Genomic DNA, 11,707 nt, shown 5'->3' with positions numbered 1-11,707 from the left:
AGATCGGCACTTTCAGGAAGGCATGCAGGAGAAGCGCATCTCAGCTGCCCGAGGCTGCGCGATCGATGAACAGGCTGCCCTTGGTGACGATCTGCTCGCCCGCGCTCAGATTGCTTTCGACCGCGACCTGGTCGCCGTTGATCAAACCGGTCTTGATCTTGCGCAGCTCGATCGACTTGTCGGGACGGGCGACCCAGACGCGGACCTGATTGCCTTCGTAGATCAGTGCCTGGCGGGGCACCGCGACCGCGGGCTGTTCGCCCGGCGAATAGATCGTCACATTGGCGAACATCTCGGGCTTCAGCAGGCCATCCTTGTTGTCGATGGTCGCGCGGACGAGCAGCCTGCGGCTCGCCGGATCGATCGAAGCGGCGACGTAGTTGATGCTGGCCTTGAGCGGTCGGCCGGGCAGCGCCAGCACGTTGACGAGAATCTCCTCGCCGATGTTCACAAGCGCCGCGTCGCTCTCGCGGACGAACGCCGTGAGCCAGACGGTGGAGAGATCGCCGATCACGAAGACCGGGTCGCTCGCGCCGGAGTTGACATATTGTCCGGGGCCGACCTTGCGCTGCACGACCGTACCGGTGATCGGCGAGTAGATCGTGATCTCGCGGTCGATCACGCCCTTGCTCTGAAAATCGGTGATCGCAGCATCCGTGAAGCCGAGGATGCGCAGCTTGTTGCGCGCCGCCTCCAGGGCCGTTTGTGACGACCGCATGTCGTTCTGGGCCTGAACGGAGGTCGCCTCCGCCTGCTGAAAATCCTTCAGCGGGATCGCCCGGCCTTCGAACAGGTCCTTGGCGCGCTTGTACTGGATATCGGCGAGGTCGAGCGCGGACTTCGCCTTGTTCATCGCGGTGATGGCGGCGATGAAATCGTTCTGGGCCTGCACGGTGTCGGCGGCCTCGATCACGAACAGCGGCTGGCCCTGGCGCACCGTCTCACCCGGGCGCGCCAGCAGCTTGGTGACGCGGCCGGCATAGGGCGAGAAAACCGGTGTCGAGCGATCCTCGTCGACGGCAACCTTGCCCTCGGTAACATGCTCGGCACGAAATATCTTCTCACACACCGGCTCGATCGTCAGCGTCGACCATTCCGCTGCCGACGGCGTAAAGGTGGTGCCGTTGCGTTTGGACTGGCTGGAGAGCTCGATATTGTCTTTCGCAGCCGTCTCCGACCGGACTTGCATGTAGCCATAGCCGCCCGCGCCGGCCATCGCCAGGGCAGCAAGGCCGATCAGCAACCGCTTGGTGCTGAGCATCTGGGGGGATGGGTTCATGTCAGACGCCATGGCTGGTCAGATCGGCTCGCGTGGTCGGTCGACGATTCCGGCTTTGGCGGTCTCATCGTCGCGCTAATAGTGCGGAACTGGAGCTTTAAACAACCTAAAAATCGCCCAACTCGCCTCTGTTTTGCTTTAAAAATTTGAAAGTTGAACGACAGCCATTCAGCTTGCATTCAGCTCGCTTTGGGCGATCGCGGTTCCACCGCGACGCACCATGACGTCGTCTGAGCGTAGGGGATCGCCGGGACGATGTCGCGACTTCACAAGCCAACCTCTGCGGGTACGCGCCTACCCCCCGGCGTCGGAGCCATGTTTCACACGTGCGCGGCGGGTCTGACCGGTCCTGGTGCGAGAGAGATGGTGACACGGTTCATCGCGGGTCTCCGAGATTCATCAATTGCGCAATGAACATTGGAACGCCGCCTCGCGGCGCGGATGCGTCCGAGTTGTGCTGACCGTTTCACCCTCTCGTGAGGAGGGCGCAGGGAAGGCCAGGCGCCGACTGACGCCTGCGGCCCGCCTGCGAAAAGAATGCAGGCGGCAGGTACCACAGGTGCAGCCGAGATCACCCGGCCTTCCCTGCGCGACGGTTTTCACGCTTACTGCGCGCTCTCCCCGGTGTCCGGCTTGTTAGCCACCGTCGTCGGCGGGATCATCGCCCGCAGACTTGGCGCCAGCATCGGGGCGCCAGGACCACACGCCTTCGCGTCCGCAAGCTGCCGTTCGTCCGCGCAAGGCCTCGCCCCGCGCTGCGGCATCTCGCAGCCATCGCTCCCCGCCCCGCGTGTCGTGACGATCGCGCGCTACGCCCCTTCTCGATGGAGCGGGATGGCGGCAATAGAGCATGATTTCGGAAAAAGTGAAAGTAGAATTTTGTGGCGAGACGCGATTTTTCTGAATTTCTGAATCGCGTCACTGCACTCCATATGAATATGACGGTGAGTACCGTGTGACGGCCGGTGGGCACGTCACGACGCGCGATGCGCGTCGCGCCTTTGCCCACCCTACAATTCGTGGCGCCCATCTCTCAACTCATAAAGAACCATAGGGTAGGCAAAGGCGCTTAGTCGATGCGAAGGATCGCACGAAGTGCCGTGCCCACCATGTCGCAACAAGTCCGCGGCCCCCCTCAATGGAAATCCCGCGAGCGCGGCAGGATGCGGACGTTGCGGGGGTGGCTGACGCGCTGGGAGGGAGTGTCGGGATGATCGCGGCGGTCGTCGTTGAGCGGCTCGACGGGCATCGGGCCGTGCGGCACGGCACCGAGACGATCGTCTGACAGCAAGGTGAGATCGGCGCTGCGGTCGACCAGGCGCTCGGCGACGAGATGGACCACCTTCTCCGGGCTGCTCTGGATGCGGCCTTCGACCAGCACCAAGCGCGCGCCCATCACCTCCTTGCGGAAGGTCTCCATCACCTTCGGCCACACCACGATGTTGGCGATGCCGGTCTCGTCCTCCAGGGTCATGAACACGACGCCCTTGGCGCTGCCCGGCCGCTGCCGCACCAGCACCACGCCGGCGCACCGGACGCGACGGCGGTCGTTGGCATCATTGACGTCGCGGCAGGCCAGCACGCCTTCGGCAGCGAAACGCTCGCGCAGGAACTCCATCGGGTGCCCCTTCAACGACAGGCGGATGGTCTGATAGTCCGCGACGACGTGCTCCGGTAGAGGCATCTCGGGCAGCGGCCTGGCGCCCTCGTCCGGCTGCTCGCGGGCGATGGCAGCCTCGAACAGCGGCAGCGGCACGTCGTCGGGCAGCCGGCGCACGGCCCAGAGCGCGGCGCGACGGTCGAGCCCGAGCGAGCGGAACGCATCGGCATCGGCCAGCAGCAGCAGCGCGCGCTTGGGCAGAGCGGTGTCGCGAGCGAAGTCTTCCAGCGAGGTGAAGGGGCCGCGGCCGCGCGCCTGGATGATGCGGTCGGCCCAGTCGTCCTCGCGGTCGAAGATGTCGGCTTGTGTCTCGTTATCGTTGCGGGGCGATGCGTTTGCATGCTCTCCAAATGCACCAAGCGTTTGCGAGTTAGAAACAACTCCACCCACGCCGTCATTCCGGGGCGCCCGGAGGGCGAGCCCGGAATCCATAACCACGATCGGGAGTATGGATTCCGGGCTCGCGCTGCGCGCGCCCCGGAATGACGATGGGGAGAGAGCCTCCCCAGCACCTTTTGAAGATGTTGGAGCAGGCTGCGCCTTCCTCCGCAGCGCCTCCGACAATTTCCTGATCCGCTCCTCGTCGCGGTCGATCCAGCGGAAGCCGTCGATCTGGCGGAAGCCGAGGCGAACGGCGCAGTATTTGCCACCCATTTCCTCCAGCGTGTTGTCGGCGAAGCTGTAGGACACGTCGATGTTGCGGATCTCGACGCCGTTCTTGCGGGCGTCACCGACGATCTGGGCCGGCGCGTAAAAACCCATCGGCTGCGAGTTCAAGAGCGCGCAGCAGAACGCGTCGGGGTGGAAGCATTTCAGCCAGGACGAGACATAGACGAGCTGGGCGAAGCTCGCGGCATGGCTTTCCGGAAAGCCGTAGGAACCAAAGCCCTTGATCTGGTCGAAGCAGCTCTTGGCGAAGGCGGGATCGTAGCCGCGCGCGATCATGCTGCTGACCATCTTCTCTTCATAAGAGCCGATGGTGCCGACGTTGCGGAAGGTCGCCATCGCGCGGCGCAGGCCGTTGGCCTCCTCGGGCGAGAATTTGGCGGCTTCGATCGCGATCCGCATCGCCTGCTCCTGGAACAAGGGCACGCCGAGCGTCTTGTGCAGCACCTTGTAGAGCTCATCCGCCGGGCCGTGATCCGGCGACGGCGACGGATAGCTCACCTTCTCCAGTTTGTTGCGGCGGCGCAGATAGGGATGCACCATGTCGCCCTGGATCGGCCCGGGCCGGACGATCGCGACCTCGATGACGAGATCATAGAAGGTGCGTGGCTTCAGCCGCGGCAGCATGTTCATCTGCGCGCGGCTCTCGACCTGGAACACGCCGAGCGACTCGCCTCGCTGCAGCATCCGGTAGACTTCGTTATCGTCCTCCGAGCGGATATCGGAGAGCACGTATCGCTTGCCCTTGTGATCGGCGATCAGGTCGAAGCATTTGCGGATGCAGGTCAGCATGCCCAGCGCGAGCACGTCGACCTTCATCATCGACAACGCATCGACGTCGTCCTTGTCCCACTCGATGAAGGTACGGTCGTCCATCGCGGCATTTCCGATCGGGACGTAACTATCAAGTCTATCCTGCGTCAGCACGTAACCGCCGACATGCTGCGACAGATGACGCGGGAAGGTGATCAGCTCCGATGCCAGCTCCACGGCGCGGCGGATCATCGGATTGGCGGGATCGAGCCCGGCCTGGCGCACCTGCATGTCGGAGAGGCCGTCGCCCCAGCTGCCCCACACGGTGTCGGCGAGCACAGAGGTGACGTCCTCGGTCAGGCCCAGCGCCTTGCCGACGTCGCGAATGGCGCTGCGCGGACGATAATGGATGACAGTGGCGATGATCGCCGCGCGGTGCCGGCCGTAGCGGCGATAGACATATTGCATCACCTCCTCGCGTCGCGAATGCTCGAAATCGACGTCGATATCGGGCGGCTCCAGCCGCTCCTTGGAGATGAAGCGCTCGAACAGCAGGTCGATCTTGGTCGGATCGACCGAGGTGATGCCGAGCACGTAGCACACGGCCGAATTGGCCGCCGAGCCACGGCCCTGGCACAGGATGCCTTGGCTGCGGGCGTAGCGCACGATATCGTGGACGGTGAGGAAGTAATGCGCGTAGTTGAGCTCGGCGATCAGCGCCAGCTCCTTGTCGAGGACAGCGCGCAGCCGGTCGTCGAGGTCATTGCCGAAATAGGTCTTGGCGCCGGCCCAGGTCAAATCCTGCAGATGCCCCTGCGCGGTCTTGCCGGGCGGCACCGGCTCGTCGGGATATTGATATTTGAGCTGGTCGAGCGAGAACACGATGCGGTCGGTGAAACGGAGGGTCTCGGTCACGGCGTCGGGGTGGTCACGGAACAGCCGCGCCATCTCGTGTCCCGGCTTGAGATGGCGCTCGGCATTGGCCTGGAGCCTTCGGCCGATGGCCTCGATCGAGGCTTTCTCGCGGATGCAGGTCAGCACATCCTGCAGCATCCGCTGTCGAGGATGATGATAGAGCACGTCATTGGTGGCGATCAGCGGTACCTTGCTGGAAGCTGCGAGCCGCGACAGCCGCGCCAGCCGGCGCCGGTCGTCGCCGCGATACAGCAGGCTGCCGGCCAGCCACACGCCTTCGGCGGGGCTGTCTTTCAGCCGCGTGAGAATGGTGGTGAGCGCGGCTTCGTCGAAGCGATGCGGCGGCATCAGCACCAGCAACTGTCCCTCGATGAACTCAAACAGGTCCTCGAAGCTCAGGCGGCAATCGCCCTTGGCGACCTTGTCCGCGTCACTGCCGCGCTTGCCGCGGGTGAGCAGCTGGCACAGCCGGCCGTACGCGGCGCGGTCGCGCGGATAGACCAGGATGTCCGGCGTGCCGCAGGTGAACACCAGCCGCGCGCCGTAGAGCAGCTTCGGTCTGTAACTCAGTCGGTCGTTACTCAGCTCGCTATAGGCGCGGACGATGCCGGCCAGCGTGTTGTGGTCGGCGATGCCGATGGCGGTGAGGCCATATTCGGCGGCCTGGTGCACATAGTCCTGCGGATGCGAACCACCATGCAGGAAGGAGAAATTGGTGGTGACGCCGATCTCGGCATAGGGGATGGGAGTCATGGCGCGGCTGCGAAGGCTGGGGCGGCGCGTTGCCCATGCGATACGAAAGACAGCCCCTCACCAAGCGGCTTGCGCAGCTGCCCACCCTCCCCTGAAGGGGGAGGGTCGACGCGCGCAGAGCGCGCGGCGGGGTGGGGTGAGCCCAGCAACCGGTCGTCATTGGGCCCGCTCTTCTCAGCCGTGCGTGAGTTGGCTTCGACGAGCACCGCAGGTGCGGATGGTCCGTCACCCCACCCCGGCTCGCATGCGCGCATGCGAGCCGACCCTCCCCCTCCAGGGGAGGGTGAGCAGCGAGATCGCCGCGAGAGATGTGCGATCCCGGCCCTCATGCGAACAGGCCATGCATGTACCAGGCGGGCTGCACCGGCAGGCCCTCCGGCTGCTCGAACTCACGATCATACAACCCGTCGCGATAGAGCCAGAAGCGCAGGCCGTGCTCGTCCTCGACGCGGAAATAATCGCGGGTGAGGCCCTGCCCGTCCGGCCGCCACCATTCCATCGCGATGCGCTCCGGGCCCTCGGCGCGGACCACCGCATGCGCGGCACGGCGCCAGACGAAGCGCGCGGGCGGGCCGTCCGGCACGCCGGCGATGACCTGGATCGCCTCGGGGTGCGCGAACAGCCGCAGAGGTCGCAGCGGCGGCTCGCCCTCGGCGCGCTCCGGCCAGGCGGCAGCAGTGGCGGCGGCGAGATTTTGCTGCGCCGGCAGCGGCAGCGCCACGCGCTCCGGAACATGGGTATCGACCGGCAGATGCACGACCACGCGCTTGCCGCCGATGCGCGCGGCGATGCGGTCGATCAGTGCCGACAGCTCGTCATTGTCGTGGACATGGGCATCGAGATCGCGCTGCTGCTGCACCACGATCTCGCTGCGGCCAGCGGCGAGCCGGATCATGTCGAAGCCGAAGCCGGGATCGAGCGGATCGTTCAGCGCCTCGAGCCGCTCGCGGAACAGCCGGTCGATGATTGCGGCCTCGGTGACCGGCTGGCCGGTGTCGACCGTGATCACGCGCACCATTCCATCGGTGCGGAAGAAGCAGGCCTCCAGCCGCCGCGCGCCCTTGCCCTGCTGCGCCATCGCCGCCACCAGCATCGCGGCCAGACGGGAGAGGCTGGCCGCAATCACCGTGTCGGTCGCGACCGGCTCGGCAAAACGCTTGTCGACGATGTAGTCCGGCGGGACCTTGCGCGGGCTGATCGGCGCATCGGCCTCGCCCAGCGCCTGCGCCAGCACGCGGGTGAAGGCGGCGCCGAACCGCGCGGTGATCTCGTTGCGGCCGCGCGCGGCGACGTCACCGATGGTCTTGAGGCCGGCTCGGCGCAGGCCGAGCGTAACAGCCTCGCTGCCGCCGAGGGCGGCCACCGGCAGCGGCGCCACCGCGGCCGCCTCCTCGCCATCGGGCACGATGCGGCCATGGATCTGCCGGTTCAGGGTGCGCGCGCACACCGCATTCGAGGCGATCGCAGCCGATACAGTGAGGCCATGCGCGCTCAAGGCATCGCACACCGACTGCATCAACTTCGCTTCGCCGCCGAACAGATGCACGCAGCCGGTGATGTCGAGCGACAGGCCATGCGGCGGATCGAGCGCCACCAGCGGCGTGAAGCGGTCGCACCAGTCGGCGATGCTCTCCAGCATCTTTGCATCAGCCGCCAAATCGGCTTCGTGCGCGACGAGGTCGGGACAGACCGCGCGGGCATTCGCCAAGGGCTGGTCGAGCGACACACCGTGGCATGCCGCCGCTTCGTCCAGCGAATGGATCAAGAGCGCATTGGCGTCCTTGATGACGACGACCTGCGGCTTGCTCTCAGGCGGAGCGCCTGTGAGCGCCCGCTGTCTTTTGATGCGATCGATGGGCAGGCGCGGCAGCCACAGGCTGAGGATCCGCCGCCGGTTCGCTGAAACGGCATGCATCGGGGGTCCACTCCATGATCCATCGTCCGGTCTGGCCGTGACGGTTGCGAATGAGCTCGACATCGAGGCGCGGCGCGCCCCACGCCATCCACGGGGCAACGAGCGGTGACGGCGCGGTGCGCACGATCCAGCGCGTCTCCGCGGTCGACGGCTCGGGCGCAGCCGCAATGCGCAACATGAGCGCGGTGACGCCGGATTCCTGCGCCGCCAGGGTCAGCTTGCGGCTGGCGACGAGATCGAGCTTTTGCGTCTCCCCCCACACCTCCAGCATCACGCTGCCGAGCGCATCGCAGGCGAGCGCGTCGGCGGCGGTGCGCAAGGCGTGGTCGAGATCGGGCGCGCGCACGATGACGATGCGGCGCGGATCGAGGCCGAGCTCGGCGAGCCCGCTCATCGACAGCGCGCCCATCTCGCGCTCGGCGAAATCCTGCCGGATCCAGATCAGGGGCCGGCGCGCGGCGACACGCGCGGCAAGCCCGCACAGGAAGCCGGTCGCGGCTGCCGCCTGGCGGCCGGTCTCGGCGAACACCTCGTGCAGCGCGCCGGTAGCGAGCCCGCCCTGCAAGGTCGCGTCGGCCTCGTCATGGCCGAGCGCGACCCGGCGCAAATCATGTGCGCCATCTCCCGCCTCGAGACGGGCAATGCGGCCGCGCAGACGCGCGAGCGTATCCATGCGTGCGCCGGTCATCCGTCGCCGCTCCTCTTCAATCCATCGTGCGGGCGCTGCCGTTGTTTCAGTGATCAGGCAGTGAACCCGCGACGACCTTCTTTGTTCATGATACGTTCTAATATAAAGCTAACGCCTTCGAGAGAGTCAATCGGGATTGACCCGGGTGTGATTCAACGAATGGAATCAAAGGGATTCAAAGCCATGGAGCTGTTGCGCAAACTGGAGATCCTGGCCGATGCCGCCAAGTACGACGCGTCCTGCGCCTCCAGCGGTACCGAGATGCGGGATTCCCGCGACGGCAAGGGCCTCGGCTCGACCTCGCCCGGCATGGGCATCTGCCATTCCTATGCGCCGGACGGACGCTGCATCTCGCTGCTCAAGATTCTGCTGACCAATGCCTGCAACTTCGACTGCCTGTATTGCGTCAACCGCGCCTCCTCCAACGTGGCCCGCGCGCGCTTCACGGTCGACGAGGTGGTGAAGCTGACCATCGACTTCTATCGCCGCAACTACATCGAAGGACTGTTCCTGTCGTCGGGCATCATCCGCAGCCCCGACTACACGATGGAGCAGGTCGTGGGCGTCGCGCGCAAATTGCGCGAGGAGCATCGCTTCCGCGGCTACATCCATCTGAAGACGATCCCGGAGGCTGACGAGGCGCTGATCGCCGAGGCCGGCCGCTATGCCGACCGGCTCAGCATCAACATCGAGACGCCGCTGGAGGCGAGCCTGACGACGCTCGCGCCGGAAAAGGACCAGCGCGCCATCCGCCGCACCATGGGCCGTCTCCGGCTCAAGCTCGACGAGACGGCGGAGGCGAAGAAGACGGTGCGCCGGGCCAAGCCGCCGCGCTTCGCGCCGGCCGGCCAGAGCACGCAGATGATCGTCGGCGCCGACGACGCCAACGACCGCGTCATCCTGTCGACCTCGGCCAATCTCTACGGCGCCTACAAGCTCAAGCGCGTCTATTACTCCGCCTTCAGCCCGATCCCCGATGCCAGCCGCGCGCTGCCGCTGCAGGCACCGCCTCTGGTGCGCGAGCACCGGCTGTACCAGGCCGACTGGCTGATGCGGTTCTACGGCTTCGATGCCGACGAGATCGTCGAGGAGAACGAAGGCATGCTGCCGCTCGACATCGACCCCAAGCTCGCCTGGGCCTTGCGCCACCGCGACCGCTTCCCGCTCGACATCAACAAAGCAAGCCGCGAGGAGCTGTTGCGCGTGCCCGGCTTCGGCACCCGCACCGTCCAGCGCATCCTCGCCACCCGCCGCACCACCACGATCCGGTTTGCGGATCTCGCCCGGCTCAACGTGATCCGGAACAAGGTCCTGCCGTTCATCGTTCTCTCCGACCACCGGCCACAGCCGTCCCTGCTCGACGGTGCCAGCCTCAGAGCCCGGCTGCGGCCCAAACCGCAGCAGTTGGGATTTGGATTCTAACGGAAGCCGTCATCGCGAGCGCAGTGACATAGCTGCCGTCATTCCGGGGCGCCTCGAAGAGGCGAACCCGGAATCTCGAGATTCCGGGTCTGGTCCTTCGGACCATCCCGGAATGACGCGGCGGCTTCGCTCGCAATGACGAGAGAGATGAGATGCACGTCGTAACCCTCGACAGCGACACTGATTTCGACGGCTGGCGTCAGGCGGCGCGGGCGCTGGCGATGAACGACGTCAAGCCGGCCGATGTCAGCTGGCGCGTCAAGGGCGCGGCGCCCGACCTGTTCGACGATCAGGCCGACACGCAGCTTCCCGAGGTGCCAAAGGGCGCGTTCTCAGTGCCGGCGAGCTTCATGGAGCTCGCCGAGAGCGCGATTCTGCACAATGATCCCAACCGCTTCGCCCTGCTCTACCGGCTGCTGTGGCGTCTGCGGACCAACCACGATCTCATGGAGATCGCGACCGATCCTGATGTCGCGCAGGCCAACGCGCTCGCCCGGGCCGTGCGCCGCGACGTCCACAAGATGCACGCCTTCGTCCGCTTCCGCGAGGTCGGCCGCGAGCGCGAGGCGCGCTACGTCGCCTGGTTCGAGCCGGAGCACCACATCGTCGAGCGCGCCGCGCCGTTCTTCGCCCGCCGCTTCGCCGACATGCCGTGGTCGATCCTGACGCCCAAACTCTGTGCGCATTGGGACGGCAGCCGCGTCAGCTTCACGCCCGGTGTGAGCAAGGCTGAAGCGCCGTCGGAGGACCGGCTCGAAGAGGTCTGGCTGCGTTATTACGCCAGCATTTTCAATCCGGCACGGCTGAAAGTGAAGGCGATGGAGAAGGAGATGCCGAAGAAATATTGGCAGAACCTGCCCGAGGCCAAGCTGATCCAGCCGCTGATCGCGGCAGCCAGCCGGCGCCCGTCATCGATGATCGCCGAAGCCGGCACTGAACCCCACAAGCCGCAGAAACGCGTCGAGGAGACCGCGATGAGCCGCAAGCCGAAAGCCCACGCACCGGCTGCCGAGACCTCACGTGATGTCGAGGCCGCCGATCTTGAGACCTTGCGCGAAGAAGCCGCTTCCTGCCGCGCCTGCCCGCTGTGGAAGGACGCCACGCAAACCGTGTTCGGCGAAGGCCCCGCGCATGCGCCGCTGATGCTGGTCGGCGAGCAGCCCGGCGACAAGGAGGATCTCGCCGGCCATCCCTTCGTCGGCCCGGCCGGCCAGATGCTGGACCGCGCGCTTGAAGAGGCCGGCATCGACCGGTCCAAGGTCTACGTCACCAATGCGGTGAAGCACTTCAAGTTCGTGCCGCGCGGCAAGATCCGGCTGCACCAGAAGCCGAACACGCCGGAGATCAAGGCCTGCCGGCAATGGTACGAGCGCGAGCTCGCCGCCGTGCGTCCGGCGCTGGTGGTGGCGATGGGCGCGACCGCCGCGCAAGCGGTGTTCGGCAAGATCACGCAGGTCACCAAGAACCGCGGTCATGTCGCCGACCTGCCCGACGGCCCCAAGGCGATGGTGACGGTGCACCCGTCCTACCTGCTGCGGCTGCCGGATGCCGACGCCAAGGCGCGGGAGTATGAGCGCTTCGTCGAGGACCTGAAGATTGCCGCGGCCGCGATCAAGCGCGCACATGCGGCGTGACGGGCCGGCATGGCCTCGACCG

At 66.1% G+C, this 11,707-nt stretch carries 6 protein-coding genes; 2 read left to right on the top strand and 4 right to left on the bottom strand.

Annotated features, from left to right (window positions below; genetic code table 11):
- Window positions 1-40: 40 nt before the first annotated feature.
- The 4 genes from QW863_RS06120 to QW863_RS06105 all read right to left on the bottom strand — a co-directional run bounded on the left by QW863_RS06120 (window position 41) and on the right by QW863_RS06105 (window position 8,629).
- On the bottom strand, window positions 41-1,279 hold the full coding sequence (locus QW863_RS06120) for an efflux RND transporter periplasmic adaptor subunit (protein ID WP_409977890.1): 1,239 nt from the start codon (window positions 1,277-1,279) through the stop codon (window positions 41-43).
- 1,135 nt (window positions 1,280-2,414) lie between these two features.
- Window positions 2,415-6,026: an error-prone DNA polymerase gene (locus tag QW863_RS06115; RefSeq protein ID WP_315714868.1), complete on the bottom strand. Its 3,612-nt coding sequence runs from the start codon at window positions 6,024-6,026 to the stop codon at window positions 2,415-2,417.
- A 325-nt stretch (window positions 6,027-6,351) separates the two neighbouring features.
- Window positions 6,352-7,941 carry a DNA polymerase Y family protein gene (locus tag QW863_RS06110; protein WP_315714869.1) on the bottom strand — a complete coding sequence of 530 codons (1,590 nt, stop codon included), beginning with the start codon at window positions 7,939-7,941 and terminating at the stop codon, window positions 6,352-6,354.
- The gene (locus QW863_RS06105; RefSeq protein ID WP_315714870.1) at window positions 7,835-8,629 is read right to left on the bottom strand and encodes a DNA repair protein; all 795 of its coding nucleotides are present in this window, start codon (window positions 8,627-8,629) and stop codon (window positions 7,835-7,837) included. The genes QW863_RS06110 and QW863_RS06105 overlap by 107 nt, the downstream gene beginning before the upstream one ends.
- Before the next feature lie 183 nt (window positions 8,630-8,812).
- On the opposite strand from QW863_RS06105, the gene QW863_RS06100 reads away from it, so the two are divergent.
- Both QW863_RS06100 and QW863_RS06095 read left to right on the top strand, forming a co-directional pair.
- Window positions 8,813-10,051 (top strand): putative DNA modification/repair radical SAM protein, encoded by a 1,239-nt coding sequence (locus tag QW863_RS06100; RefSeq protein WP_315714871.1) that lies wholly within the window; start codon window positions 8,813-8,815, stop codon window positions 10,049-10,051.
- 152 nt (window positions 10,052-10,203) lie between these two features.
- On the top strand, window positions 10,204-11,685 hold the full coding sequence (locus QW863_RS06095) for a UdgX family uracil-DNA binding protein (RefSeq protein WP_315714872.1): 1,482 nt from the start codon (window positions 10,204-10,206) through the stop codon (window positions 11,683-11,685).
- Window positions 11,686-11,707 lie beyond the last annotated feature (22 nt).

Origin of the sequence: Bradyrhizobium sp. SZCCHNR1017, from assembly GCF_032381375.1 — a bacterium.
Taxonomy (GTDB): domain Bacteria; phylum Pseudomonadota; class Alphaproteobacteria; order Rhizobiales; family Xanthobacteraceae; genus Bradyrhizobium.
Note: the sequence above shows the minus strand (reverse complement) of the source record. Positions and strands in the feature narration are given on the sequence as shown.

Excerpts from the sequence above, each read along its gene's own strand:
- QW863_RS06120 (WP_409977890.1), bottom strand. The coding sequence starts at position 1,279 with ATGAACCCATCCCCCCAGATGCTCAGCACCAAGCGGTTGCTGATCGGC.
- QW863_RS06115 (WP_315714868.1), bottom strand. The coding sequence starts at position 6,026 with ATGACTCCCATCCCCTATGCCGAGATCGGCGTCACCACCAATTTCTCC.
- QW863_RS06110 (WP_315714869.1), bottom strand. The coding sequence starts at position 7,941 with ATGCATGCCGTTTCAGCGAACCGGCGGCGGATCCTCAGCCTGTGGCTG.
- QW863_RS06095 (WP_315714872.1), top strand. The coding sequence starts at position 10,204 with ATGCACGTCGTAACCCTCGACAGCGACACTGATTTCGACGGCTGGCGT.
- QW863_RS06100 (WP_315714871.1), top strand. The coding sequence starts at position 8,813 with ATGGAGCTGTTGCGCAAACTGGAGATCCTGGCCGATGCCGCCAAGTAC.
- QW863_RS06105 (WP_315714870.1), bottom strand. The coding sequence starts at position 8,629 with ATGACCGGCGCACGCATGGATACGCTCGCGCGTCTGCGCGGCCGCATT.